27 protein-coding genes are annotated in these 25,649 nt (G+C 69.1%); 17 read left to right on the top strand and 10 right to left on the bottom strand.

Features of this window, described 5'->3' with window-relative positions; translation table 11 throughout:
* Positions 1-123: 123 nt before the first annotated feature.
* Both SNOV_RS07635 and SNOV_RS07630 read left to right on the top strand, forming a co-directional pair.
* Positions 124-1,080, top strand: coding sequence for a threonine dehydratase (locus SNOV_RS07635; RefSeq protein ID WP_013166343.1), 957 nt, complete (start codon positions 124-126; stop codon positions 1,078-1,080).
* 62 nt (positions 1,081-1,142) lie between these two features.
* Positions 1,143-1,436 (top strand): DUF6455 family protein, encoded by a 294-nt coding sequence (locus tag SNOV_RS07630; RefSeq protein ID WP_013166342.1) that lies wholly within the window; start codon positions 1,143-1,145, stop codon positions 1,434-1,436.
* A gap of 15 nt (positions 1,437-1,451) precedes the next feature.
* Here the strand turns inward: SNOV_RS07630 and SNOV_RS07625 are convergent, their stop codons facing one another.
* The 5 genes from SNOV_RS07625 to SNOV_RS07605 all read right to left on the bottom strand — a co-directional run bounded on the left by SNOV_RS07625 (position 1,452) and on the right by SNOV_RS07605 (position 4,440).
* Positions 1,452-1,745: a chorismate mutase gene (locus tag SNOV_RS07625; RefSeq protein WP_013166341.1), complete on the bottom strand. Its 294-nt coding sequence runs from the start codon at positions 1,743-1,745 to the stop codon at positions 1,452-1,454.
* A gap of 4 nt (positions 1,746-1,749) precedes the next feature.
* On the bottom strand, positions 1,750-3,231 hold the full coding sequence (gene gatA, locus SNOV_RS07620; RefSeq protein ID WP_013166340.1) for an Asp-tRNA(Asn)/Glu-tRNA(Gln) amidotransferase subunit GatA: 1,482 nt from the start codon (positions 3,229-3,231) through the stop codon (positions 1,750-1,752).
* A gap of 5 nt (positions 3,232-3,236) precedes the next feature.
* On the bottom strand, positions 3,237-3,524 hold the full coding sequence (gatC, locus tag SNOV_RS07615) for an Asp-tRNA(Asn)/Glu-tRNA(Gln) amidotransferase subunit GatC (protein WP_013166339.1): 288 nt from the start codon (positions 3,522-3,524) through the stop codon (positions 3,237-3,239).
* 267 nt (positions 3,525-3,791) lie between these two features.
* The gene (locus tag SNOV_RS07610; RefSeq protein WP_013166338.1) at positions 3,792-4,070 is read right to left on the bottom strand and encodes a hypothetical protein; all 279 of its coding nucleotides are present in this window, start codon (positions 4,068-4,070) and stop codon (positions 3,792-3,794) included.
* Between the two features lie 25 nt (positions 4,071-4,095).
* A complete protein-coding gene (locus tag SNOV_RS07605; RefSeq protein WP_013166337.1) occupies positions 4,096-4,440 on the bottom strand; it encodes a hypothetical protein in 345 nt (114 codons plus the stop codon).
* A 111-nt stretch (positions 4,441-4,551) separates the two neighbouring features.
* Here SNOV_RS07605 and SNOV_RS07600 point away from each other — a divergent pair, with 111 nt between their 5' ends.
* Positions 4,552-5,472, top strand: a complete 921-nt coding sequence (locus tag SNOV_RS07600) for an Rrf2 family transcriptional regulator (protein ID WP_013166336.1) — start codon at positions 4,552-4,554, stop codon at positions 5,470-5,472.
* A gap of 148 nt (positions 5,473-5,620) precedes the next feature.
* Here SNOV_RS07600 and SNOV_RS07595 read toward each other — a convergent pair whose 3' ends face one another.
* Positions 5,621-6,325 (bottom strand): metal-dependent hydrolase, encoded by a 705-nt coding sequence (locus SNOV_RS07595; protein ID WP_013166335.1) that lies wholly within the window; start codon positions 6,323-6,325, stop codon positions 5,621-5,623.
* 123 nt (positions 6,326-6,448) lie between these two features.
* Between SNOV_RS07595 and ruvX the strand changes: the two genes are divergently transcribed.
* From ruvX to dprA, 6 genes are all read left to right on the top strand, one after another.
* Positions 6,449-6,931 (top strand): Holliday junction resolvase RuvX, encoded by a 483-nt coding sequence (gene ruvX, locus SNOV_RS07590; protein WP_013166334.1) that lies wholly within the window; start codon positions 6,449-6,451, stop codon positions 6,929-6,931.
* Between the two features lie 9 nt (positions 6,932-6,940).
* Positions 6,941-7,879: an AEC family transporter gene (locus SNOV_RS07585; protein WP_013166333.1), complete on the top strand. Its 939-nt coding sequence runs from the start codon at positions 6,941-6,943 to the stop codon at positions 7,877-7,879.
* Between the two features lie 69 nt (positions 7,880-7,948).
* The gene (locus SNOV_RS07580; protein ID WP_013166332.1) at positions 7,949-8,902 is read left to right on the top strand and encodes an aspartate carbamoyltransferase catalytic subunit; all 954 of its coding nucleotides are present in this window, start codon (positions 7,949-7,951) and stop codon (positions 8,900-8,902) included.
* Positions 8,895-10,193, top strand: a complete 1,299-nt coding sequence (locus SNOV_RS07575) for a dihydroorotase (protein ID WP_013166331.1) — start codon at positions 8,895-8,897, stop codon at positions 10,191-10,193. The genes SNOV_RS07580 and SNOV_RS07575 overlap by 8 nt, the downstream gene beginning before the upstream one ends.
* 56 nt (positions 10,194-10,249) lie before the next feature.
* A complete protein-coding gene (gene plsY, locus SNOV_RS07570; RefSeq protein WP_013166330.1) occupies positions 10,250-10,855 on the top strand; it encodes a glycerol-3-phosphate 1-O-acyltransferase PlsY in 606 nt (201 codons plus the stop codon).
* 3 nt (positions 10,856-10,858) lie between these two features.
* On the top strand, positions 10,859-11,968 hold the full coding sequence (gene dprA / locus SNOV_RS07565; RefSeq protein ID WP_013166329.1) for a DNA-processing protein DprA: 1,110 nt from the start codon (positions 10,859-10,861) through the stop codon (positions 11,966-11,968).
* Here the strand turns inward: dprA and SNOV_RS07560 are convergent.
* Complete coding sequence (locus tag SNOV_RS07560; protein ID WP_013166328.1) at positions 11,961-12,152, bottom strand: hypothetical protein; 192 nt, start codon at positions 12,150-12,152, stop codon at positions 11,961-11,963. The two genes, dprA and SNOV_RS07560, sit on opposite strands and share 8 nt — an antisense overlap.
* Before the next feature lie 306 nt (positions 12,153-12,458).
* On the opposite strand from SNOV_RS07560, the gene topA reads away from it, so the two are divergent.
* Entirely contained in the window at positions 12,459-15,098 is a 2,640-nt protein-coding gene (topA, locus tag SNOV_RS07555; protein WP_013166327.1) for a type I DNA topoisomerase, read from the top strand.
* A gap of 148 nt (positions 15,099-15,246) precedes the next feature.
* Here the strand turns inward: topA and SNOV_RS07550 are convergent, their stop codons facing one another.
* Positions 15,247-16,725 (bottom strand): MDR family MFS transporter, encoded by a 1,479-nt coding sequence (locus tag SNOV_RS07550; RefSeq protein WP_013166326.1) that lies wholly within the window; start codon positions 16,723-16,725, stop codon positions 15,247-15,249.
* Positions 16,726-16,994: 269 nt separating this feature from the next.
* Between SNOV_RS07550 and rnr the strand changes: the two genes are divergently transcribed.
* From rnr to rpmG, 5 genes are all read left to right on the top strand, one after another.
* Complete coding sequence (gene rnr / locus SNOV_RS07545) at positions 16,995-19,238, top strand: ribonuclease R (protein WP_041782083.1); 2,244 nt, start codon at positions 16,995-16,997, stop codon at positions 19,236-19,238.
* 37 nt (positions 19,239-19,275) lie between these two features.
* Positions 19,276-19,728, top strand: a complete 453-nt coding sequence (locus tag SNOV_RS07540) for a DUF983 domain-containing protein (protein ID WP_013166324.1) — start codon at positions 19,276-19,278, stop codon at positions 19,726-19,728.
* Between the two features lie 14 nt (positions 19,729-19,742).
* The gene (locus SNOV_RS07535; protein WP_013166323.1) at positions 19,743-20,483 is read left to right on the top strand and encodes an NUDIX hydrolase; all 741 of its coding nucleotides are present in this window, start codon (positions 19,743-19,745) and stop codon (positions 20,481-20,483) included.
* A 274-nt stretch (positions 20,484-20,757) separates the two neighbouring features.
* Positions 20,758-21,915, top strand: coding sequence for an MFS transporter (locus SNOV_RS07530; RefSeq protein ID WP_013166322.1), 1,158 nt, complete (start codon positions 20,758-20,760; stop codon positions 21,913-21,915).
* A 163-nt stretch (positions 21,916-22,078) separates the two neighbouring features.
* The gene (gene rpmG / locus SNOV_RS07525; protein WP_013166321.1) at positions 22,079-22,246 is read left to right on the top strand and encodes a 50S ribosomal protein L33; all 168 of its coding nucleotides are present in this window, start codon (positions 22,079-22,081) and stop codon (positions 22,244-22,246) included.
* 405 nt (positions 22,247-22,651) lie between these two features.
* Here rpmG and SNOV_RS07520 read toward each other — a convergent pair whose 3' ends face one another.
* Complete coding sequence (locus SNOV_RS07520; protein WP_013166320.1) at positions 22,652-23,023, bottom strand: response regulator; 372 nt, start codon at positions 23,021-23,023, stop codon at positions 22,652-22,654.
* Positions 23,024-23,156: 133 nt separating this feature from the next.
* Between SNOV_RS07520 and SNOV_RS07515 the strand changes: the two genes are divergently transcribed.
* Positions 23,157-23,453: a DUF3572 domain-containing protein gene (locus tag SNOV_RS07515; RefSeq protein ID WP_013166319.1), complete on the top strand. Its 297-nt coding sequence runs from the start codon at positions 23,157-23,159 to the stop codon at positions 23,451-23,453.
* A 23-nt stretch (positions 23,454-23,476) separates the two neighbouring features.
* The gene (locus tag SNOV_RS07510) at positions 23,477-24,850 is read left to right on the top strand and encodes a DNA polymerase IV (RefSeq protein ID WP_013166318.1); all 1,374 of its coding nucleotides are present in this window, start codon (positions 23,477-23,479) and stop codon (positions 24,848-24,850) included.
* Here the strand turns inward: SNOV_RS07510 and SNOV_RS07505 are convergent.
* On the bottom strand, positions 24,807-25,625 hold the full coding sequence (locus SNOV_RS07505; RefSeq protein WP_013166317.1) for a cell envelope integrity EipB family protein: 819 nt from the start codon (positions 25,623-25,625) through the stop codon (positions 24,807-24,809). The two genes, SNOV_RS07510 and SNOV_RS07505, sit on opposite strands and share 44 nt — an antisense overlap.
* Positions 25,626-25,649 lie beyond the last annotated feature (24 nt).

Here is a 25,649-nt window from a genome sequence, read left to right as displayed (position 1 = left end):
GCCGTTTCCCTACTCCCTGGGCCCCAGCGCCGCAACCGGCACGGGCCGCCGTAGGGCTAGGTTTACCGTCCGGCGGCGATCGCCTATTGCTCGCCTGTCCCCCGCCGTCAGTTGAGTTTGCCCATGTTCACCCTCGACGAGCTGGAACACGCCCTGCGGCAGGTGCATGCGGTCTTTCCCGGCACGCACCAATATGCCTGGCCGCTGCTGGCCGAGCGGGTTGGCGCGGAAGTCTGGGTGAAGCATGAGAACCAGACGCCGACCGGCGCCTTCAAGGTACGCGGCGGGCTCATCCATCTCGACCGGCTGGCGGAAAGCGGGCACGCGAAGGCGGGCATCATCTCGGCCACGCGCGGCAATCACGGCCAGTCGCTGGCCTTCGCCGGCCGGCGCGTGGGCATTCCCGTCACCATCGTCGTGCCGCACGGCAACAGCGTCGAGAAGAACGCCGCGATGCGCGCGCTCGACGCCCGGCTGATCGAGCACGGGGCCGATTTCGACGCCGCCCGCCAGCACGCCATGCGACTCGCCGACGAGGAGGGCCTGATCTTCGCGCCGTCCTTCCACCCCGATCTGGTGGTCGGCGTCGCGACCTGGGCTCTCGAACTGTTCCGCGCCGCCCCGCCGCTCGACGTGCTCTATGTGCCGATCGGGTTGGGATCGGGCATATGCGGCGCCATCCGCACCCGCGACCTGCTCGGCCTGAACACCGAGATCGTCGGCGTGCAGAGCGCCCATGCACCTGCCTACGCCCGCTCGCTGGAAGTGGGCCATCCGGTCACGTTGAACAGCGCCGACACGATGGCCGACGGCCTCGCCGTGCGCATTCCCGATCCCACCGCTCTCGATGTCATCCGCGACGGCGTCGCGCGCGTCGTCACCGTCACCGACGACGAGGTGGCGGAAGCCATCCGCACCTACTGGACCGACACGCACATGCTGGCCGAAGGCGCCGGCGCGGCGGCGCTGGCAGCGCTGATGCAGGAGAAGAACCGCATGGCCGGACGGCGCGTCGGCGTGGTGCTGTCGGGCGGCAATATCGACCTTGCGGTCTTCCGGCGCTGGGTACTGCCCGATTGATCGGAATCAACGTCGGGAGCTGACAGATCCGCCACCCTGCCGGCAGGCAAAGGGAGGCGAGCATGCGCGTGGACACCATCGACGAGCGGCTGGCGCTGTTCCGCCAGATGATGATTCGGGCCGGTTTCGACCCGCAATTCCCGCTGATTCCGGACGAGGCGCTGCGCGCCGGCGCCCAGCGCTGCCTCGGCTGCCAGTCCGGCGAGGAATGCCGCGACTGGCTGCGGCAGGCGGAGCCGGGTGCGCCGGTCCCCGATTTCTGCCGCAACGCGGCGCATTTCGCCGAGTGGGCGGCGGGACAAGTGACAGTCGAGCAGGACGCGCTCGACGAGGCCGTGCATTCCCTCGACCGCTAGCGCGGTCGGCTCGCCTCAACCCAGGCGCTCGTTCTCGTACTCGACCACCCACTCGATCAGCACGCGCCAGAGCTTCTCCACCAGTTCGGGCGGCACGCCCTGGGTCTCGGCGCGGGCGCTGACCTTGTCGATCACGTCCTCCACCCGCTCGGGCAGCAGGGCTGCCAGCCCTTCCGCCTGCTTCACCGCGATGACGTGCTTGACCACCTCGAAGCGGCGGGCGAGCAGCTCCACCATCTGAGCGTCGATGATGTCGATCTCCGCCCGGAAGGGCGCGAGGGAGCGCTCGTTCTCGGGCAGGTCGCGCATCCGATCACTCCCACCAGCGGTCGGTGACGTCGAAGCGCCCGGCGGCCTCCTCGATCACCTGGGCAAGCGAGAACAGCCCCTCCTCGCCGAAGGGCCGGCCGATGAGCTGCAGGCCGAGCGGCAGCCCTTCCGAGGACAGCCCCGCCGGCACCGAGATGCCCGGCAGGCCGGCCATGTTCAGCGTCACCGTGAACACGTCCTGCAGATACATCTCGACGGGATCGGCGCCCGACTTCTCGCCGATGCCGAAGGCCGGCGACGGCGTCGCGGGCGCCAGCACCGCGTCGATGCCGTCGGCGAAGGCGTTCTCGAAGTCGCGCTTGATCAGCGTGCGGACCTTCTGCGCCTTCAAATAATAGGCGTCGTAATAGCCGGCCGAGAGCACATAGGTGCCGATCATGATGCGCCGGCGCACCTCGTCGCCGAAGCCGGCGGCGCGGGTCTTCTCGTACATCTCGACGATGTCGCGGCCCGGCACCCGCTCGCCATAGCGCACGCCGTCATAGCGGGCGAGGTTCGAGGAGGCCTCGGCCAGCGCCACGATGTAATAGGCCGGCAGGGCGTACTTTGTATGCGGCAGGCTTATATCGACGATCTCGGCGCCGGCGTCGCGCAGCATGTCGGCGCCCTTGTCCCACAGCGCCGCGATCTCCGGCGACATGCCGTCGACGCGGTACTCCCTGGGGATGCCGATGCGCTTGCCGCGCACGGAGCTGCCGCAATGCACTTCGTAGTCCGGAACGGCGAGGTCGGCGCTGGTCGAATCCTTCGGATCGTGCCCGGCCATGGAACGCAGCAGCAGCGCGGCGTCGTTCACCGAGCGGGCGATCGGCCCGGCCTGATCGAGCGAGGAGGCATAGGCGATGATGCCCCAGCGCGAGCAGCGGCCATAGGTCGGCTTGATGCCCACCGTGCCGGTGAAGGCCGCCGGCTGGCGGATCGAACCGCCGGTGTCGGTGCCCGCCGCGCCGGCCGCGATATGCGCCGCCACCGCCGCCGCCGACCCGCCCGAGGAACCGCCCGGCACCAGCGGCTGCTCGGAGCCGTTGCGCCGCCACGGGTTCACCGTCGGGCCGAAGGCGCTCGATTCGGTGGACGAGCCCATGGCGAACTCGTCCTGGTTCAGCTTGCCGAGAAAGACCGCGCCGTCGCGCCAGAGCTGCGAGGTCACCGTCGATTCGTAAGCCGGGACGAAGTTCTTCAGGATGTTCGAGCCGGCCGTGGTGCGCACGCCGTCGACCGCGTAATTGTCCTTGATGCCGAGCGGGATGCCTTCCAGCGGCCCCGCCTCGCCCTTGGCGATGCGCGCGTCGCTGGCCTTGGCCGTCTCCAGCGCCTTCTCCGGCGTCGTCAGCACATAGGCGTTGAGGTCGCCCGCCGGCTCGATGGCGGCGAGATACGCCTCGGTAAGCTCGGTGGCGGTGAAATGGCCCTGCGCCAACCCCTCGCGGGCGGCGGTGATGGTGAGGCGGGTGAGTTCGCTCATGAGACTCACTCCACCACTTTCGGGACGGCGAAGAAGCCGTCCTCGGCCAGAGGCGCGTTGGCGAGCACGCGCGCCGCATCGCCGCCGTCGTTTACCACGTCGGCGCGCAGGGGCAGCTTCATGGGGATGACGCTGGTCATCGGCTCGACGCCGGCGGTGTCCACCTCGGCTAGCTCATCCACGAAGGCGAGGATGGCATTGAGCTCGCCCTGGAGATGGGCCACCTCGTCCTCCGTCACGGCGATGCGCGAGAGATGCGCCACCCGCCGGACCGTCGCCTGATCGACCGACATCCGAAATCCCAATCAACGATTAAACCGACGCGCGCCCTATAGCAGGCGGGCACCGCGCCCCGCAACGCGCGGCGCCCATGGTCGGTCGGTTCGTCGTGGGTTTCGGATGCCGGCCGAAGCTGTTCCAGGGATCGACACGATCCCATTTCCCTCATCCCCGGGCTTGACCCGGCAACCCAGCCTTTGCGCTCGACGCACGGAAAAAGCCTGGGTTGCCGGGTCAAGCCCGGCCATGAAGGCGGAAAGGCTGGTTCTCGGACTAACGACTCACGACCGCGCCTGCTCCAGGCAGGCGCCGGCGGCCTGGGCGTTGGCGCGGGCATTGCCGCGCTCGATCTTGCCGGACATCACCAGCGACTTGGTCGTGTCAGTGACGATGCTGCGCAGGTCGCCGCTGGCCGAGCCCACCGCGGCGTAGATCGCCTTGCCGTCCGGCGAGAGCCCGGCGGCGCAGGCGTCGCCCGCCGCCTTGTCGGCAAGGGCCGGCGCGGCCGCGAACGCCGTGAAGCAGGTGGCGGCAAGCAGGGCGACGTGGCGATGGATCATGCTATCCTCCGTATCGATGATGTCTTCAGCGCAGTCCGGGCCGGTTCACCGGCCCGCCGCCATTCACGCCCGGACCGGGCCGCGCCACGGCGCGGGTGGCCGGCGTACCGACGGGGCCCACGCCAGGGGCACCCACCCCGCCGACGCAGCCGACGGGATAGCCCGGGCGCGTGCAGTAGACCGTCGCACGGGCCGCCGGCGCGACATAGGGCGTCGGGCGGACCACGCAGCCGACCGGATAGCCGGGGCCGGTGCAGTAGACGACCGCCGCCTCGGCCGGCGCGGCGCCGAGCGGCAGCAGGGCCGCGAGCAGAAGCGCGCCGGCAGCCGTCGGCGCCAGGATACGCATGCAGGAGGGGAACGCGATCACGTCGATTCCTCGAATGGACATCCCCTAGGGGAAACAGCGCGCATAATGATCCTTCGCCGTTGCGCGACAATGTCGATTATTGGTCGCAACGACGACGTGTGAGGTCACGATATGTTCGCGAGGCAGGCCGCCGGCACGCCCCTCCCCGCCGCAGCAGGCGCCCACGGGGCGCTCTTGGAATCGCTGCTGCCTGGCGAGGTGGAGGAGCGCGCGCGGCTGCGGGCGCGGCCGGACTTCCCGTGGGTCGCCCGGCAGGCGGCGGTCAATCTCGCCAGCGCCTATCGCGGCAATTTCCTGCTGACGCGCCTGCTGAACGACCGCGGTCGGGTCGTGCTCGCCCTGCTGATGCTCGACATGCATTTCGAGCCCCCGCCCGGACCGGGCCTCACCGCCGGCCGGCTGAAGGCGGAGGCGGCGGCGCTCGGCGTGTGCAGCCCCGGCCGGGTCGGCGCGGTGCTGGCCGCCTCCCGCCTGCTCGGCCTCGTCGCTCCGGTGCCGGACGCGGATCGCCGCCGGCGGCGGCTCACCGTGACCGATCGCATGCTGGCGATCCATCGCGACCGCTGGCGGGTGATGCTGAACGCGCTGCGCATGGTGCTGCCGGAGGGCGAGGCCGGCCTGAACCGCCTCGACGACGACGCCTTCGTCGCCGCCTATGTCGCCGAGCTGCTGCGGCCGTTCCGCGCCGGCTGGCGCATGATGCACGACATACCCTCGATGGCGATCTTCGCCGACCGCGACGGCGGGCTGCTGGTCGCCCTCGCCCTGTTCGCGACCGGCGGGACCGGCCGGCCGACGCCCGTGGCCGAGCTCGCCCGCGCCTACCGGGTGTCGCGCTCGCATGTCGTCGACATCCTGCAGAACGCCGTGCAGGAGGGATTAGTGCGCCGGGTCGAAGGGCGCGAGCGCGGCGGGTTCCTCGCCGAACCGGGGCTCACCGACGCGATGGAAGCGTTCGTGGCGACCGTGCTGGTGCGCCAGGCCAACGCCGTGCGCCACGCGTTGGCGGTGACGGGCGCGGCGGCAGACTAGTTCGCGACAGGCTCCCACAAAAAGCACGTCATGGCCGGGCTTGACCCGGCCATCCACGACTTCAGCGACACCCCGCGCATCGGTCCAAGTCGTGGATCCCCGGGCCAAGCTCGGGGATGACCGTGTGTGAGGGAGTTAGAGCCCGAACTCAAAGCTTCGACAGGTCGACCGGCACGCCCTTCTCCGGCACCACCACCGTGGCCTCCCCGCCGACCAGCGCGACGAAGCGGTCGGCGGTCGGCTCCAGCAGGCCGAAGCTGCCATAGTGGCCGGGGATGATGGTGAGGCCGCCGAGATAGCGCGACACGGCGAGCGCCGCCGTCTCCGGCCCCATGGTGAAGCGGTCGCCGATCGGCATGATCACCACGTCCGGCTTATGGATCTCAGCGATCAGCGCCATGTCGGAGAAGATGTCGGTATCGCCCATGTGCCAGACGGTCGGCTCGCCCGGCGCCTTCACGATCAGGCCGCTCGGATTGCCCAGATAGACCGCGGTGCCGTTCACCATCATGCCGGAGGAGTGGTCGGCGCGGACCATGCTGACGGTGAAGCCGTCGAGATGGATGGTGCCGCCGGTGTTCATCATCTCCAGCTTCTCGAGCCCCTGCGTGCCGAGCCAGCTCACCAGATCCGCATTGGCGACGACGGTCGCCCCGGTGTTCTTGGCCACCGGAACGGTGTCGCCGACATGGTCGCCATGGCCGTGGGTCAGCAGAATGTACTGCGCGCCGGCCGTCGCCTGCGCCACGTCGCCGCCGAAGGCCGGATTGCCGGTCAGGAACGGGTCGATGAGCACGACCTTGCCCGCGAATTCCAGCCGAAACGCCGCATGGCCGAACCAGGTGATCTTCATGAGCTTCCTCCGCAGCTGACCGCTATTTCCGGCGGCAACATAGTGCGAGAGCGGCATGACTCAAGCACGACATGATACGGCGCGATGGCATCTCGCAAGCGGTCGTGCTAGGCGCTCTCCGCCATGCCCGCGCTCATCCTCCCCGTCGCCGAGGCGGCCGGCATCCTGCCCGCGCGGGGCAGCCTGATCGGCCTCGACCTCGGCACCAAGACCATCGGCGTCGCCAGCTCCGATCCGGACCGCCGGATCGCCGCCGGGGTGGAGACCATTGCCCGCAAGCAGTTCACCCCCGATGCCGGGCGCGTCCTGTCGCTCGCCGCCGCACGCGGCGCGGTGGGCCTCGTGCTCGGCCTGCCGGTGAACATGGACGGCAGCGAGGGGCCGCGCGCGCAGGCGTCCCGCGCCTTCGCCCGCAACCTTTCCCGCCTCACCGAGCTGCCGATCATGCTCTGGGACGAGCGGCTGTCCACCGCCGCGGTGGAGCGCGACATGATCGCCACCGACATGAGCCGCGCGCGCCGCGCCGAGGTCGTCGATCAGCAGGCCGCCGCCTTCATCCTGCAGGGCGCGCTCGATCGGCTGCGCTTCATCGCGGAAGGCCGGTGAGGGTCTGACATGCATGCAGTGCTCGGCGCGCTGGTGCCGGTCTTCCTCGTCATCGCGCTGGGCGCCGCGCTCAAGCGCGGATTGCTGCCGGAAGCCTCGCACTGGATCGCGCTGGAGCGGCTGACCTATTTCGTGCTGTTTCCGGCGCTGCTGGTGGTGTCGATTTCGCGCGCCGACCTCGGCGAGGTGGCGGTGGTCGATGTCTCCACCGCCCTGCTCGGCGCGATCTTCACCGTCTCCGCGCTGCTCACCGTGCTGCGCCGGCCGATCTGCCGCGTCTTCGGCCTGGCGGGACCGAGCTACACCTCGCTGTTCCAGGGGTCGGTGCGCTGGAACACCTATATCGCGCTCGCCGTCTCCGGCGCGCTTGCCGGGTCCAAGGGGCTGGCGGTGGCAGCGGTCGGGCTCGCGGTGATGATCCCGGTGCTCAACGCCATCAGCGTGGTGGTGCTGGCCCGCCATGGCGAGAATGGCGGCGCGACCAACCGGCTGCTGCTGCAACTGGCGCGCAACCCGTTCATCTGGTCCTGCATCGCCGGGACGCTGATCAACGCCTTCGACGTGCCGATCCCGTCGGTCCTCGTCGACTTCGGCGACATACTCGGCCGGGCCTCGCTGGCGCTGGGGCTGCTGGTGGTCGGCGCCGGGCTGCGGCTCGGCGACTTGCGCCGGCCACGCATGGCGACCTGGTTCACCTGCCTCGCCAAGCTCCTGATCATGCCGACATTGGCGGTCGGCATCGGCGTGGCGCTGGGCCTGCAGGAGATCGACCTGCTGATCGTCGCCGTCGGCGCGTCCGTCCCCTCGGCACCGAACGGCTATGTGCTGGCCCGCCAGATGGGCGGCGATGCGCCGCTATTGGCGGAGATGCTGACGGTGCAGACCATCCTTGCGGCCGCGACCATGCCGGCGGTGATCGCGCTGGTGACCCTCATCGCCCATCTCTGACGAATATCTGGACGGTGCGCTTAAGTGCTTGCGGTACTCGCCGGCTGCGTCTATCCAGCCGACTTCGATATGACATCGAACCCGCTGCCCAGCTTCACCCTCTCCCGCCGGCACCTGCTCGGCATCGAGGGCCTGTCGCCCGAGGAAATCGTCGGCCTCCTCGACCTTGCCGAGGAGTTCGTCGTCCTCAACCGACAGGTCGAGAAGAAGCGCGCCACGCTGCGCGGCCGCACCCAGATAAACCTGTTCTTCGAGGCCTCGACGCGGACCCAGTCCTCCTTCGAACTCGCCGGCAAGCGCCTCGGCGCCGACGTGATGAACATGTCGGTCAGCACCTCCTCGGTGAAGAAGGGCGAGACCCTCATCGACACCGCGGCGACGCTGAACGCCATGCACCCGGACGTGCTGATCGTGCGCCACAGCGCCTCCGGCGCCGTCGAGCTGCTGGCGCGCAAGGTCGACTGCTCGGTGGTCAATGCCGGCGACGGTGCGCATGAGCACCCAACGCAAGCGTTGCTCGACGCGCTGACCATCCGCCGCAACAAGGGAACCATCCAGGGCCTGACGGTCGCGATCTGCGGCGACATCGCCCATTCGCGCGTCGCCCGTTCCAACATCCTGCTGCTGCAGGCGCTCGGCGCGCAGGTTCGCGTGGTCGCCCCGCCGACGCTGCTGCCCAAGGACATCGAGCGCTTCGGCGTCCAGGTGCATCACGACATGCGGCGCGGCCTCGCCGACGTCGACATCGTCATGATGCTGCGCCTGCAGCGCGAGCGCATGAACGGCTCCTTCGTCCCGTCGGTGAAGGAATATTTCCACTTCTGGGGCCTCGACGAGGCCAAGCTGCGCTACGCCAAGCCGGACGCGCTGGTGATGCATCCCGGCCCGATGAACCGGGGCGTGGAGATCGATTCGGCTGTCGCCGACGGCGCCCAGTCGCTCATCCGCGAGCAGGTGGAGATGGGCGTCGCCGTGCGCATGGCCGTGCTGGACGCGCTGTCGCGGAATCTTCCCAATGGCTGACCTTCGTCCCACCCTTCTCGCCAAGGCGCGCATCCTCGATCCGTCACGCGACCTCGACACCACCGGTGACATCTTCATCGCCGACGGAGTCATAAAAGATGTCACCAGTGACCTGACCTCGGCCGGCCTGTCGCCGGATACCGAAATCGTCGATTGCCGCGGCCTCATCGCCGTGCCCGGCCTCGTCGACATGCGCGCCTTCATCGGCGAGCCCGGCGCCGAGCACCGCGAAACTCTCGCCTCGGCCAGCCAGGCGGCAGCCGCCGGCGGGGTGACGACCATCATCTGCCAGCCCGACACCGACCCGGTGATCGACGACCCCGCCATCGTCGACTTCATCCTGCGCCGGGCGCGCGACACCGCCATCGTCCACGTCCATCCCATGGCCGCCCTGACCAAAGGGCTGGAAGGCCGGGAGATGACGGAGATCGGCCTGCTAGGGGCCGCCGGCGCGGTCGCCTTCACCGATGGCACGCGCTCCATTCGCTCCGCGCAGGTGCTGCGCCGGGCGCTGACCTATGCCCGCGATTTCGACGCGCTGATCGTCCATCACACCGAGGACGCCAGTCTCGTGGGCGAGGGCGTGATGAACGAGGGCGAGCTCGCCTCGCGGCTCGGCCTCGCCGGCGTGCCGAAGGCGGCCGAGACCATCGTGCTGGAGCGTGACCTGCGCCTCGTCGCCATCACCGGCGGGCGTTACCACGCCGCCTCGCTCACCTGCGCCGAATCGCTTGAGGTGCTGCGCCGGGCCAAGCGCGACGGGCTCGACGTCACGGCCTCGGCCTCGATCAACCATCTGACGCTGAACGAGCGCGACGTCGTCGGCTACCGCACCTTCTTCAAGCTCGCCCCGCCGCTGCGCGGCGAGGACGACCGGGTGGCGCTGGTCGAGGCGGTAGCGGAAGGGCTGATCGACGTCGTGGTCTCCGACCACAATCCGCAGGACGTCGAGGTGAAGCGCCTGCCCTTCTCCGAGGCCGCCTTCGGCGCCATCGGGCTGGAGACCATGCTGGCCGCCGGCCTGCGGCTGGTGAAGGACGGCGCGCTCGATCTCATCACCCTGATCGGCGCCATGTCGACCCGCCCCGCCGAGATCCTCGGCTTGCCGGCCGGCACGCTGCGGCCGGGACAGCCGGCCGACATCGCGCTCATCGCGCCGGACGAAGCCTGGCTGCTCGATCCCGCCACGCTGAAGTCGCGCTGCCGCAACACGCCTTTCGACGAGGCCCGCTTCGAGGGCCGCGTCGTACGCACGCTGGTTGCCGGCCGCACGGTATATGAATACGTGTAGGGCGTCGGCCCACCTGCCCTCTGTGCAACCGGCGAAAAGCCATTAAGGTCGCGGACATGAGCTGGTCCCTGCCACCGCTGTCGAGCTATGCCGCGCTGCTTCTCGGCTATGCGCTCGGCTCGATTCCCTTCGGCCTGATCCTGACCCGCGTCGCGGGCACGCAGGACATCCGCACCATAGGCTCGGGCAATATCGGCGCCACCAACGTGCTGCGCACCGGGCGCAAGGGGCTGGCCGCCGCCACGCTCGTCGGCGACATGCTCAAGGGCACGGTCGCCGTGCTGCTGGCGGGCTGGCTGATCGGCGAGAACGGCTTGCTGCCGGCGGCGCTCGGCGCCTTCCTCGGCCACATCTTCCCGGTCTGGCTCGGCTTCAAGGGCGGCAAGGGCGTCGCCACCTTCCTCGGCGTGACGCTGGCGCTCGCCTGGCAGGCGGCTCTGGTCTTCGCCGCCGCCTGGCTGACCGTCGCCTTCGTCACCCGCTATTCCTCGCTCGCCGCACTCGTCGCCAGTGTGCTGACCACGCTCGCCGCCTTCGCCCTCGTCCCGCCGCCGACCGGGCTATTGCTGGCGATCCTCACCGCGCTGCTCTGGTTCATGCACCGCGCCAATATCGGCCGGCTGCTCGCCGGCACCGAAGGCAAGATCGGCAAGAAGGGCTAACCATTGGCTCCGCGCGGCGTCCAACTCGATCTGGGACAACGCCGCGACTGGCTCCGCCTGATCCGCACGGAGAATGTCGGCCCGCGCGCGTTCCGCAGCCTCGTCAACCGCTTCGGTGGCGCGGCGGCGGCGCTGGACGCGCTGCCCGCCCTCGCCCGCCGCGGTGGCGGACTGATCCCGCCGCGCATCCCCTCTGCCGCCGAGGCGGAGGCGGAGATGGCGGCGCTCGATCGCATGGGCGGGCGCTTCATCGCGCTGGGCGAACCCGATTATCCCGAACTGCTGCGGCAGATCGACGATGCGCCGCCGCTCATCGCCCTGCGCGGCAAGCCGCAGATACTGGTCCGGCCGACCGTCGCCATCGTCGGCTCGCGCAACGCCTCTGGCGCCGGGCGCACCATGACCGTGCGCATCGCCCGCGGCCTCGGCGCCGCCGGCTGGGTCATCGCCTCGGGCCTCGCCCGTGGCATCGACGCCATGGCGCATGAGGCGAGCCTTGCCACCGGCACGGTCGCCGTCATCGCCGGTGGCCACGACCGGCCCTATCCGCGCGAGAACGAGAAGCTGATGGAGGCCATCGCGGCCGAAGGCGCCATCCTGTCGGAGATGCCGATGGGCTGGGAGCCGCGCGCCCGCGACTTCCCCCGCCGCAATCGGCTGGTCTCTGGCCTTTCGCTCGGCGTGGTCGTGGTCGAGGCGGCCGAGCGCTCGGGCTCGCTGATCACCGCGCGGCTCGCCGCCGAGCAGGGGCGCGAGGTCTTCGCCGTCCCCGGCTCGCCGCTCGACCCGCGCGCCAGCGGCACCAATGCGCTGATCCAGCACGGCGCGGCGCTCGTCACCGGCGCCGAGGACATATTGCAGGGGCTGGCGGCACTGCGCGACCGCCCGCCTCCGCTCATCGTCGAGGAGGAGGCCGACGCGATGGACGCGCCGGAGCCGAGCGAGGATGCCCGCACTCATGTGCTCGCCCTGCTCGGTCCGGTGCCGCTGCCGGTCGACGATCTGGTCGTGCTGTCGGGCGCGAGCGTCGGCGAGATTCAGATCCTGCTGCTCGAACTGGAACTCGCCGGACGGCTGGAGCGCCATCCGGGCGGCGCGGTCTCGCTCATTTGAGGTCGGCGTCGGAGTCTGGCGTATGGTCGAGGGCGATGCCGCGCGCCTCGTCACGCGCCATCTCCAGCAGATAGCGCAGCACTTCCATCCTGGGCCCGGCGGCAAGACCGGCCAGTTCGCCGACGATGGCGGCGATATAGCTTGCCGTGTCGCGCGGCGGCGGGTCGCGGTCGCTGTTGGTCAAGGCACGCCTGCAGGTTGGTCTCGCTTCGGCAAAAGGTAACACCGGAGCCTGACGCAACGCTACCTCTGCGTGCATATATTCGACCATATTCTATCGAGGGGTGTATTTCGAGATTGAACGGCCGTTTAATGACGTACTGTCGCGGCCATACCCGCCCTTGATACCGTTGCGCTTTCGCGAATACTCCCTTCGGGAGCCTCCGGCAAAGGCGGCATGGCTCCTGCTTCCCATTTGACAGGCCGGTACGGCTACCCCATTTTCCCGGGCTCTTCGGGCTGGACAACTCTCAACGGACACGGCGGGCGCATGCAGGTCGTCATCGTCGAATCGCCTGCGAAGGCGAAGACGATCAACAAATATCTCGGGCCGGGCTACGAGGTCATCGCCTCGTATGGCCATGTGCGCGATCTCCCCGCCAAGGACGGCTCCGTCGATCCCGAGCACGACTTCCATATGCTCTGGGACATCGACCCCAAGGCGCAGAAGCGCCTGTCCGACATCGCCCGGGCGGTGAAGGGTGCCGACGGCCTCATCCTCGCCACCGACCCCGACCGCGAGGGCGAGGCGATCTCCTGGCATGTGCTGGAGATCCTGAAGGAGAAGCGCGCGCTCAAGGACCAGCCGATCTCGCGCGTCGTCTTCAACGCCATCACCAAGCAGGCGGTGCTGGATGCGATGGCGCACCCGCGCACCATCGACGCGGCACTGGTCGACGCCTATCTCGCCCGCCGCGCGCTGGACTATCTCGTCGGCTTCACCCTCTCCCCGGTGCTGTGGCGCAAGCTGCCGGGCGCCCGATCGGCGGGGCGCGTGCAGTCGGTGGCGCTGCGCCTCGTCTGCGACCGCGAGCGTGAGATCGAGACCTTCGTCAAGCGCGAGTACTGGTCGATCGCCGCGACGTTGGCGACGCCGCGCAACGAGACCTTCGAGGCCCGCCTCGTCGGCGCCGACGGCAAGAAGATCACCCGGCTGGACGTCGGCACCGAGGCCGAGGCGACGGATTTCCGCAAGGCGTTGGAATCGGCCGACTTCAAGGTGCGCTCGGTCGAGGCCAAGCCCGCCCGGCGCCACCCCTACCCGCCCTTCACCACCTCGACGCTGCAGCAGGAAGCCAGCCGCAAGCTCGGCCTCGCCCCGGCCGTGACCATGCGTATCGCGCAGCGCCTCTATGAAGGCGTCGACGTCGGCGGCGAGACTGTCGGCCTCATCACCTATATGCGTACCGACGGCGTCGACATGGCGCCGGAGGCGGTGGCGCAGGCGCGCTCGGTGATCGGCCGCGACTATGGCGACCGCTACGTGCCGAATGCGCCGCGCAAGTATACGGCCAAGGCGAAGAACGCGCAGGAAGCCCATGAGGCGGTCCGCCCGACCGATCTTTCCCGCCGGCCGAAGGACGTCTCCCGGCATCTCGAGCCCGAGCAGGCGAAGCTCTACGAGTTGATCTGGCTGCGCACCGTCGCCAGCCAGATGGAATCGGCCGAGTTGGAGCGCACCACCGTCGATATCGACGCCAAGGCTGCCGGCCGCGCGCTGGAGCTGCGCGCCACCGGCCAGGTGGTGAAGTTCGACGGCTTCCTCACCCTCTACCGCGAGGGCATCGACGACGGCGACGAGGACGAGGAGAACCGTCGCCTGCCCGCCATGTCGACCGGCGAGGCGTTGGCCAACAAGGGCATCAAGGCCGACCAGCACTTCACCGAGCCGCCGCCGCGCTATTCGGAAGCCTCGCTGGTCAAGCGCATGGAGGAGCTCGGCATCGGCCGTCCCTCCACTTATGCCTCCGTGCTCGCCGTGCTGCGCGACCGCGAATATGTGAAGCTCGATAAGCGCCGCCTCGTGCCCGAGGACAAGGGCCGCCTTGTCACGGCGTTCCTCGAGAGCTTCTTCGACCGCTATGTCGAATACGACTTCACCGCGGACCTCGAGGAGAAGCTCGACCTCATCTCCAATGGCGAGCTCGCCTGGAAGGACGTGCTGCGCGACTTCTGGCGCGACTTCACCGCCGCCGTCGGCGAGACCAAGGAACTGCGCGTCTCCGACGTCATCTCCGCGCTCGACGAGATGCTCACCGCCCATATCTTCCCGCCCAAGGAAGACGGCTCGGATCCGCGCATCTGCCCGACCTGCGGCACCGGGCGGCTGTCGCTGAAGGTGGGCAAGTTCGGCGCCTTCATCGGCTGCTCAAACTATCCCGAATGCAAGTACACCCGCCCGCTGGCGGTGCAGAACGGCGATTCCGACAACCCGGCAGAGGCGAACGGCACCCGCGTGCTCGGCACCGACCCCGTGAGCGGGCTCGAAGTCACCGTGCGCGACGGGCGCTTCGGCGCCTATCTCCAGCTCGGCGAGGCCAAGGACGGCGAGAAGCCCAAGCGCTCCAGCCTGCCCAAGGGCCTGGCGCCGGCGGACGTGGATCTGGAGACGGGCCTCGCTTTGCTCTCGCTGCCGCGCGAGATCGGCGTCCATCCCGACAATGGCGAGCCGATCCTCGCCGGCATCGGCCGCTTCGGTCCCTATGTGCAGCACGGCCGGACCTACGCGAATCTCGAAGCCGGCGACGACGTGCTCTCCATCGGCCTCAACCGGGCCGTCGCGCTGATCGCCGACAAGCAGAACAAGGGTCCGGGCCGCGGCCGCGGCGCCGTCGGCGGGCGCGAGCTGGGCGAGCATCCCACTCTCGGCGGGCAGGTGACGGTGCGGCCCGGCCGCTTCGGCGCCTATGTGAACCACGGCAAGGTCAACGCCACGCTGCCCAAGAGCATGCCGGCGGAGAGCGTGACGTTGGAACAGGCGGTCGAGCTGATCACCGCCAAGGCCGGCTCCGCGCCCGCCAAGCCGGCGCGCCGCGCGGCGGCGAAGACGGCAAGCGGCGACAAGCCCGCCAAGAAGGCGGCGCCGAAGAAGGCCGCGGCGAAGAAGTCACCTGCAAAGAAGAGCGGCTAAGCTGCTGATTATAGACGTCATCCCGGACGGCCCGCGGGGCCGATCCGGGATCGTTTTCCAATGTAGCGCCTAAAGCGGCATGCGATCCCGGCTCTCGCTGCGCTTGGCCGGGATGACGAGAAATGGCGGGGCGCGGGCGCCCGTCCCCCTACTCCGGCATCGGCGCCGGGGCGTGGCCGGAGCGCAGCGGGCGCTCTTCCATCGCCAGTGTCATCACCAGCGAGAGCACCAGCGCCGCCGCCGCCGCGCCGAACACCCAGCGGAAGGCTTCGGCCAGCGGCTCCACCTGCGCGTGACCGGACAGCAGCCGCTCCAGCAGCGCGCTGCCCTCGATGCCCGACAGGCCGATAACGATGGCGCCAAAGCCGGCGGTCAGCATGGCGCCGGACAGCGAGCGGAAGAAGTTCAGCACCGCCGTCGCGATGCCGATCTGCGGCAGCGGCACGGCGTTCTGCACCGCCACGGTGGTCACCGGCAGCACGGTGCCGAGCCCCATGCCGGTAATGCCGGTAGCCAGCGCCACCACCGCGACCGGCAGGCCGTAGGGCCACACGGTAAGCAGCACCATGGAGGCGATGCCGCAGACGAGGCCGATCAGCGGCAGCCGCTTGTAATGCGTCACCCGCGCCATGACGTTTGCCGCGCCGGTGGCACCCACCACCACGCCGCCCATCAGCGGGATCAGCGCGAGCCCGGATTCGGAAGCGGTGAGGCCGAGCACGCCTTCCAGATAGAGCGGCATCTGGATCGACAGCCCGATCAGCGTGCCCATGGCGAAGGCGGCGGCCGGCACGCCGGTACGCACCACCTGATCCGCCAGCACGACGGTCGGCAGCAGCGGCTCGGTGGCGGTCGCCATGCGCAGCGCAAAGCCGCCCCAGATCACCACCGAGAGGCCGAGCAGCCCCAGGATCGGCGCCGAAATCCAGGCGAAATGCGTGCCGCCCCAGCTAAGCGCCAGCAGCAGCGCGACCGTGGCCGCGCACATCAGCAGCGCGCCGAGCACGTCGAGCCTGTGGGGATGGTGATGCGCCGGCAGGCGCCGCAGCGCGCGGTCGCTCATCACGCAGGCGCCGATGCCGAGCGGCACGTTGATCCAGAAGATCAGCGACCAATGCAGGTGCTCGGCGAAGAAGCCGCCGAGGATCGGGCCGGCGATCGAGGAGGAGATGAACACCACCGCGAAATAGCCCTGGTAGCGACCGCGCTCGCGCGGGGCGACCAGAAGGCCGATGATGGTCTGGGCGAGCGCGATCAGGCCGCCGCCGCCGATGCCCTGCACCGCGCGGGCGATGATCAGCCCGATCATGCTCGGCGCCAGCGCGCAGGCAATGGAGCCGATCAGGAACAGGCCGATGGCGATCAGCAGCACCGGGCGCGGACCGTGGATGTCGGCGAGCTTGCCGACCAGCGGCGTCACCGCGGTGCCGGTCAGGAGATAGGCGGTGACGATCCAGGAAAGGCTTTCGAGGTCGCCGAACTGCGAGCCGATGGTGGGCAGCGCCGTCGCGATGATGGTTTGGTCAAGCGCGCTCAGGAACATCGCGAGCATGACGCCGATGATGATCGTACGAATTTCGGCGTGATCGAGCGGTGCTGCCACGTCGTGCGGCGAACGGGCGTCCATCGTGTAACGTTTTCCAGAACAGATGTGAGTCCCGCCCCCGGGAGGCGGCAAAATCTGCGCCTAAGGGCATAAAAGCAATACGCCAGACGCATTGCCGATATGCAGGAGACGCGGACGGTCGACGCGGCGCCCGCATGCCGCTAGCGTCATGGCTGCCGTCCCCCGGATCGTGAATCGTGCGCAAACCAACAAAACCCAGATCCCGAAAGCCCGTCACACCGCCGCTGCCCCAAGGAGTGCCGAAGGGCCTGCCGACTCGCGAGGATTTGATGGCGTTCATCGCCGCCCATGGCGGCGATGTCGGCAAGCGCGATATCTCAAAGGCTTTTCGCCTCGACGGCACGGAACGCATCGCGCTGAAATCGATGCTGCGCGAACTCGCCGATGAGGGGCTGATCGGCCGCAAGCGCAAGAAACTGCATCTGCCGGGCGCCCTGCCCGCCGTGGTCATGGCGGAAATCGTTGACCGCGACGAGGATGGCGAGCTCATCGCCACCCCCATCGACTGGGACACCGAGGAGCATGGCGAGGCGCCGCGCATCCTTGTGCGCCTCGCCCGCCGCGGCCGCGTCGCCGGCCCGGCCCCGGCCATGGGCGACCGGGTGCTGCTGAAGACCGAAGAAATTCCCGAGGCCGACGGCCATATCCGCCACACCGGCCGCGTGCTGAAGCTCATCGAGAAGGCGCGTGCGCTGACGCTGGGCATCTTCCGCCGCGACGCGCAGGGTGGTGGGCGGCTCATCCCGGTCGACAAACGCAATATGGGCCGCGAACTCGCCATCCCGCCGGACTTTTCCGGCGGTGCCGAGGAAGGCGATCTCGTCTCGGTCGAGATCGTCCGCCACCACGCCTATGGCCTGCCGACCGCCAAGGTGAAGGAGCGGCTCGGCTCCATCGCCACCGAGAAGGCGATCAGCCTCATCGCCATCCATGCCCATGGCATTCCGAGCGTGTTCCGCCGCGAGGCGCTGGCGGAGGCGGAAGAGGCGAAGCCCGCCACCCTCGCCCATCGCGAGGACTGGCGCGACCTGCCGCTCGTCACCATCGATCCGCCCGACGCCAAGGACCATGACGACGCGGTTCATGCCGCGCCCGACACCGACCCGGAGAATGCCGGCGGCTTCATTCTCACCGTCGCCATTGCCGACGTCGCCGCCTATGTGCGGCCGGGCAGCGGGCTCGACCGCGAGGCGCTGGTGCGCGGCAACTCGGTCTATTTCCCAGACCGCGTGGTGCCCATGCTGCCCGAGCGCATCTCCAACGACCTATGCTCGCTGCGCCCGCTGGAGGACCGGCCCGCGCTTGCCGTGCGCATGATCGTCGGCGCCAACGGACGCAAGAAACGGCATTCCTTCCACCGCATCATGATGCGCTCGGCCGCCAAGCTCGGCTATGCGCAGGCGCAGAGCGCCATCGACGGTCGGCCGGACGAGACTACGGACCCGCTGATGGAAGGCGTGCTGCGCCCGCTCTGGGACGCCTATCGCGTGGTGAAGAAGGCGCGCGACGCCCGCGCCCCACTGGAGCTCGACCTGCCGGAGCGCAAGATCCTGCTCAAGCCCAATGGCACGGTCGACAAGGTGATCGTTCCCGAGCGGCTCGACGCGCATAAACTGATCGAGGAGTTCATGATCCTCGCCAATGTCGCCGCCGCCGAGACGCTGGAGGAGAAGCGCGTCCCCTTGGTCTACCGCGTCCACGACCAGCCCTCGCTGGAGAAGATGTCGGGCCTGCGCGAATTCCTGCAGACGCTCGACATCAAGCTGCCGAAGACCGAGACGGTGCGGCCGGCGCAGTTCAACGACATCCTCGCCCGCGTCGACCGCACCGAGCTGGCGCCGCTGGTCAACCAGGTGATCCTGCGCAGCCAGGCGCAGGCGGAATATGCCAACGAGAATTACGGCCATTTCGGCCTCAACCTGCGCCGCTACGCGCATTTCACCTCGCCGATCCGCCGCTATGCCGACCTCATCGTGCATCGCGCGCTGATCCGCGGCCTCGATTTCGGCCGTGACGGCCTGCCGGAAGCGACCACGCCCGAGCAGCTCGCCGAGGTCGCTGCCCGCATCTCGGCGAGCGAGCGCCGCGCCATGGCGGCCGAGCGCGAGACCATTGACCGGCTGATCGCCCACCACATGGCCGAGCAGATCGGCGCTACCTTCAAGGGCCGCATCGGCGGCGTCACCAAGGCGGGGCTTTTCGTCACCCTCGACGACACCGGCGCCGACGGCTTCATCCCCGCCGTGACACTCGGCATGGACTATTATCGCTACGACGAAGGCCGCCACGCGCTGATCGGTGACCAGACCGGCGAGATGCACCGGCTCGGCGACCGCGTCGAAGTGAAGCTCGTCGAAGCGGCGCCGGTGGCTGGCGCGCTGCGATTTGAGCTTATATCCGAGGGACACTATGTGAAGGGTGAGAAGCGCGGCCCGCGCGGACCCGGCCGTGGCCGCTACCGGCGGCCGGAGGAGCGCTCCCGCCGCCCCGCCGCGCGCGGCAAACGCAGATAGGCAGCGAACGCTGACAGTGCCTTGGAGGCGCGAGAGAATGGAATTCCAATCGGACCGACCGATCGGCCAGGCGTTGCGCAACGGCTTCAGTTGCCGTTGCCCCGCCTGCGGCAAGGGTGCGCTCTACAGCGCCTATCTGAAGGTGAACGAGCACTGCCCGAACTGCGGCCAGGAGCTGTGGCACCACCGCGCCGACGACGCTCCGCCCTATATGGTCATCACCATCGTCGGCCATATCGTCGTACCGCTGCTTCTGGCGGTGGAGATGGCGCTGCACCCGGCGCTGTGGATCCACCTCGTCGTCTGGCTGCCGCTGACCGTCCTCCTTTCGCTGGTGCTGCTGCCACCGGTGAAGGGGGCGCTCATCGGCTTCCAATGGGCGGTGCGCATGCACGGCTTCGACCCCACCGACGAGGAATACGATCCCGTCCCGCCGAGCCGCCGGCCGGATGCCGCGCTCGTGCCCTCCTCCTCCCGTCCGCCCGCCTGAGCCTTCCGAACAGCATGAGCCCCACCGACGTCTCCGCCCGCTTCCTCGGCGTGGACCGCGATGCCCGCCATCCGACCGTCCGCCCCGCCGACGCCGCCACGCTCGTCCTCGTCGACCGCTCGAAGCGCACGCCGCGCCTCCTGTTCGGCCGGCGCAACCCGAAGCTGAAGTTCATGCCGGGCAAGTTCGTCTTCCCCGGCGGTCGGGTGGACGCACAGGACCGCCGCATGCCGGTCTACGGCACGCTCGACGCCGAGAGCGAGCGGCGCCTGCTCACCCGCGTCACCCGGCCGAGCCCGGCCCGCGCCCGCGCGCTGGCGCTCACCGCCATCCGCGAGACCTGCGAGGAGACCGGCCTCCTGCTCGGCACCCGCGAGGCCGGCGTGCCGGAAGGGCTACCCGAGGGCTGGGCGGCCTTCGGCGCGGCCGGCGTGTTCCCCAATCTCGAGGCGCTGACCTTCGTTGCCCGCGCCATCACCCCGCCCGGCCGCCCGCGCCGCTTCGACACCCGCTTCTTCATGGCCGACGTTGCCGACATCGCTCATCGCGAGGAAGGCGTGGTCGGCCCTGACGCCGAGCTGGTGGAGACGGCGTGGCTGACCATTGCCGAAGCCAAGAAGGCCGAGGTGCCGAACATCACGCTGGCGATCATCGAGGAGATCGAGACCCGCCTCGACGGCGGCAATCGCCCCTGGCTTCCGGTGCCGTTCTATTTCACCCGCGGCGGCAAGATGTACCGCGACTCGCTGGCGTAGCCTCCTCCCTCCGTCATCCCGGCCGAGCGCAGCGAGGGCGGGATCGCTCTCCCGGACAAAACATCGTCATCCCCGGGCCTGCCCCGGGTATCCACGCCTTGGACCGGGCATGCGGCGGGACCGAAGGAGTGGATGGCCGGATCAAGTTCGGCCATGACGTCGTCCATGGAGATCCGTCATGACCGCATCTGCAAAAGTCATTCGACTTCCACGGCCCATGGTTTAGACGGAACGGCCCGGAGGCTGCCCGCCTCCCCTGCGTCAGGTGAGCGTCATGCATGCCCCCGCCGCGCCGCGCGGCGTCAATATCGCGTCCATCGCCGCCGCCATCGGCGCCATCTCGGTGGTCGGGCTGGGCCTCGCCTTGTCGATCCCGCTGCTCGCCTTCGAGCTGAACGACCGCGGCATCCCCTCGACCTGGATCGGCATCAATACCGCGGTGGGCGGCGTCGCCACCGTCATCGTCGCACCTTTCCTGCCCAACCTCGTGCGCCGCGTCGGCGCCGGGCCGCTGCTGCTCGCCGCCATCGCCAGCGCGGCGCTGAGCCTGATCGCCTTCAAGCTCACGCCGTCCTTCGTGCTGTGGTTCCTGCTTCGCTTCATCTTCGGCGCGGCGCTCTGCGTGCTGTTCGTCGTCTCCGAGTTCTGGATCAACGCCGCCTCGCCCAACCACCGGCGCGGCTTTGTCATCGGCATCTACGGCACCGTCCTCTCCATGGGCTTCGCCGGCGGACCGGCGATCCTCAGCCTCGTCGGCACCCATGGCTGGGCACCCTATCTCGCCGGCGCCGCCTTCTTCGCCATCGCCGCCATCCCGGTGATGATCGGCGCCTCCGGCGCGCCGGCCATCGAGAAGGAGAGCTCGCGCGGGGTGTGGAGCCTGATGCGCATTGCGCCTGCAGCAACGCTCGCCGCCTTCGTCTTCGGCGCGGTGGAGACCGGACTGATCAACTTCCTGCCCCTCTACGGCCTGCGGCGCGGGCTGGAGGAGAACCAGGCGGCGATCCTGCTCACCGTCGCCGAGCTCGGCAATGTCGGGCTGCAGCTCCCCCTCGGCCTCCTCAGCGACCGGCTCGACCGGCGGCGGATGCTGCTCGCCTGCAGTGTCATCGGCGTCGTCGGCGCCCTGTTGATTCCCTATCTGCCGATCGACGGCTGGTCGATGTGGATCGTCGTGTTCCTCACCACCGGCATCACCGCCGGCCTCTACACGGTCGGGCTCGCCCTGCTCGGCGCTCGATTCGACGGCGCCGCGCTCGCCACCGCCAATGCCGCCTTCGTCATGCTCTATTCCATCGGCCTGATCGTCGGCCCGACCGCGGTCGGCGGCGGCATGCAGATGTTCGACCCGGACGGCTTCGCCTGGACCATCGGCGCCTTCCTGCTGGTCTATGTGCTGGTTGTCGCGGGGCAGATAAGGCGCGAGCGCTGAACACCTTCGGAAGTGCCTTTTGGCGCCCCTTTTCCTGGCGCCCTTCCTTGACTTTTGGGCGCCGATCCCTGATACGGACGCCCAACGAGCGGCGTTCGCGCCGCGCGAACCTTATTTCTTCGGCGTGGCCCGGCTGCGTCCGAACGCCTCCAGGAGACCGGCCATGGCCAAGGCTACGACCATCAAGATCAAGCTCGTGTCGAGCGCCGACACCGGCTTCTTCTACGTGACCAAGAAGAACTCGCGCACCATGACCGACAAGCTGGTCGTCAAGAAGTACGACCCGGTCGCCAAGAAGCACGTCGAGTTCCGCGAAGGCAAGATCAAGTGATCTGACGCCATACGGGCTCACGCCCGGCATGCGAAAGGCGCCGCGAGGCGCCTTTTTTGTTGGCTGCGGGACTGCCCCGCTCACCGTCATCCTGAGGTGCGAGGCAGCGAGCCTCGAAGGATGGTCCTTGCAGCGCGCCAGGACGCCCCTCCTTCGAGGCCGCCTTTCGGCGGCACCTCATGATGACGGTTATCAGGGAAACAGAGAGCTACTCTGGAATCGGCGGGCGATGGGACGGAGAGGCCTTCCGAGCCATCGCCCGCCGACCAGACCTGCGGGCCCAGGAGATGCGGCGGACCCGAGCATTCCGCAGGGCAAGCGGATAGGTCGGGAAAGCTACCCCAACCGACCGGGAAAGCAACGGGGTACGGGCGGCCTGGCTGCGAATCGCCACCGGCGTGGCCTTCAGGCCGCAGGCAGGAACTGGCGCACCGTCTCGAGGAACTTCGACACCGAGATCGGCTTCGACAGATAGGCCTCGCAGCCGCCTTCGCGAATCCGCTCCTCGTCGCCCTTCATGGCGAAGGCGGTCACGGCGATGACGGGGATCGCCTTCAATTCCGGATCGGCCTTTAGCGCGCGGGTCACGTCGAGGCCGGAAACCTCGGGAAGCTGGATGTCCATCAGGATCAGGTCGGGCCGGTGCCGGCGCGCCAGATCCATCGCCTCCACGCCGCTGCGCGTGCCCACCGTGCTATAGCCGTGCGCTTCGAGCAGATCGTTGAAGAGCTTCATGTTGAGCTCGTTGTCCTCGACGATCAGGACGGTCTTGGACATCTGGTGACGGATCCTCGACTCGACGCCGACGGATTCGGCGACGGATTAAGCGACCGCGGATCATGACGGAATCGTGCATGCGTCCGCCCGTCGATAGGTTAGCTTTAAGCATGCATTCCTTACGGAACCGGAAATGAGAAGCTCCAAACCCCTCTCGACCCAGCAGGCCGCGCGCGAGGTCAGCCTCGGCGCCCTTTCCTATCTCGCCGTCGATCCCGAGCGCATCGGCCCCTTCCTGGCGGAAAGCGGCCTGTCGCCTGCCGATCTGCGCGGGGCCATCGGCTCGAGCGCCTTCCATGTGGCGCTGCTCGACTACATGATCAACCGGCAGGACCTGCTCGTCGCCTATGCGGACGAGGCGGAGATCGAGCCCGGCCATGTGGTTGCCGCGCGCGAGATACTGGCCCACGCCGACATAGGCGAAGAGTAGGGCCGGGAACCGAGGGACGCGCCATGGCGCTGCCGGGCTTCTGCCGCGACTGCCTGTGCGAGGCGGACGACGCACCGCGCTGCCGGCATTGCGGCAGCCCGCGCCTCGCCCGCCACGCCGAGCTCGAGCAGCTCCACATCGCCCATATCGACTGCGACGCCTTCTACGCCGCGGTGGAGAAGCGCGACGACCCGAAGCTGCGCGACGTTCCCGTCATCGTCGGCGGCGGCAAGCGCGGCGTGGTCTCCACCGCCTGCTACCTCGCCCGCGTCAACGGCGTGCGCTCGGCCATGCCGATGTTCAAGGCGCTGGCGCTCTGCCCCGACGCCGTCGTGGTGAAGCCGAACATGGCGAAATACGTCGTGGTCGGCCGGCAGATCCGCGAGCGCATGCTGGCTCTCACCCCCCTCGTCGAACCGCTCTCCATCGACGAGGCATTCCTCGACCTCGCCGGCACCGAGCGCCTGCATGGCGAGAGCCCGGCCCGCGCGCTCGCCCGCCTCGCCCGCTCGATCGAGAGCGAGATCGGCGTGACCATCTCCATCGGGTTGGCGCCGAACAAGTTCCTCGCCAAGATCGCCTCCGAGCTCGACAAGCCGCGCGGCTTCGCGGTAATCGGCGCTGCCGAGGCGGTGGACTTCCTCGCCTCCCGCAGCGTCGCCACCATCTGGGGCGTGGGAAAAGCGACGCAGGAGCGCCTCGCCCGCGAGGGCTTCCGCCTGATCGCCGACCTGCAGGCGGCGGACGAGGCGACGCTCGCCCGGCGCTTCGGCAATGAGGGGCTGCGGCTGTGGCGTCTCGCGCGCGGCATCGACTCGCGGCCGGTGAATCCCGAGCGCGAGACCAAGAGCGTCTCCACCGAGACCACCTTCGACGTCGACATCAGCGATTTCCGCGCGCTGGAGCAGGAGCTCTACCGGCTGACGCGAAAACTCTCGGATCGGTTGAAAGCAGGGAACTATGCCGGCCGCACGGTGACACTGAAGCTGAAGACCGCCGATTTCAAGCTGATCACCCGCGCCCGCTCGCTGGAAGACCCGACGCGTCTCGCCCACCGCATCTTCGAGCATGCCCGGGAATTGCTGGCGAAGGAGACGGACGGGCGCCGCTTCCGCCTCATCGGCGTCGGCGTTTCGGAACTCGCCGACCCGACGCTGGCCGATCCGGCCGACCTCGTCGACGCGCGGGCCACCAAACGCGGCTTGGCCGAACTCGCCACCGACAGCCTGCGCGCCCGCTTCGGCAAGGAGATCATCGACCGCGGCATCGCGCTCGACGCGCCGCGCCGGCGCGGCGCCGAACAACCGCACCGCAACGTGCCCGACGCCGCGGCGCAGGAAGCGGCGGAGAGCACTACTTCGCGCACTCCTCCTTCGGCAGCGCCTCGTAGGCGGTGAGCGTGCCGCGCAGCGCGAACTCGCCATAGTCGAGCTTGAGGTTCCGGCTCACCCCGTTGTCGAACATGTCGAAGCTGATGATGTAATCCGGCGTCTGGCTGTCGCCGCCGCGCTCGTAATAGCTGATCGTCACCGGAAAGCGCATGCGCCCGGCGAGGTCGCCCTTGGTCGCGGCCTCTTCCAGCCCCTTCGCGTCGCTCACGCCCTTGCCGATGATGGAGAGCGTGTCATAGACCTTGCGCGCGTCCGGCGAGCCGTCGAACACCGGCGCCTCGAGCACGGATTCTCCCTGCTCGGCGCTGGTGATCAGCTTGAGCACGTGCTGGGTCGGCAGCAGCACGCCGGTCCCGAGCTGCACCGTGCCCGCCTCGGGCTTGGTCGCCTGCACCACCAGCTTGCCATCCTTGCGCTCGGCGACGCCATCCGCCTCGTCCGGCGCCTCGCCGTTCAGCGCGTTGGTGACGCGGAAGCGGTAGGCGTTGCCGTCGCCGTCCTCCCAGGTCGCAGTGGTCACCGCGCTGTTGAGCCGCCCGCCCTCGGTGGCGAGGTCGGTGCTCTGGCGAAGCTGGACAGAATAGCCGGCGCACGGGTTGCCGCGCAGCTCATAGGTGATCTGCCCCTCGGCGCCGTTGACCCGGTTGCCGGGCTTGGAGGCGTCGAGCGAGACGGCATAGGTGGCGCGGTGCGGCGTCAGCTGGATCGCCGCCGCCGGCAGGGCAGAGCCGCCGAGCAGCGAAAGGGCCGCGGCGGCGCGGACGGGGTAAGCGAAACGCATAGGCAAAAGGCTCCTCGGCAGCTC

The organism is Ancylobacter novellus DSM 506, assembly GCF_000092925.1.
Taxonomy (GTDB): domain Bacteria; phylum Pseudomonadota; class Alphaproteobacteria; order Rhizobiales; family Xanthobacteraceae; genus Ancylobacter; species Ancylobacter novellus.
This window is presented reverse-complemented; position numbering and strand designations above follow the sequence as displayed.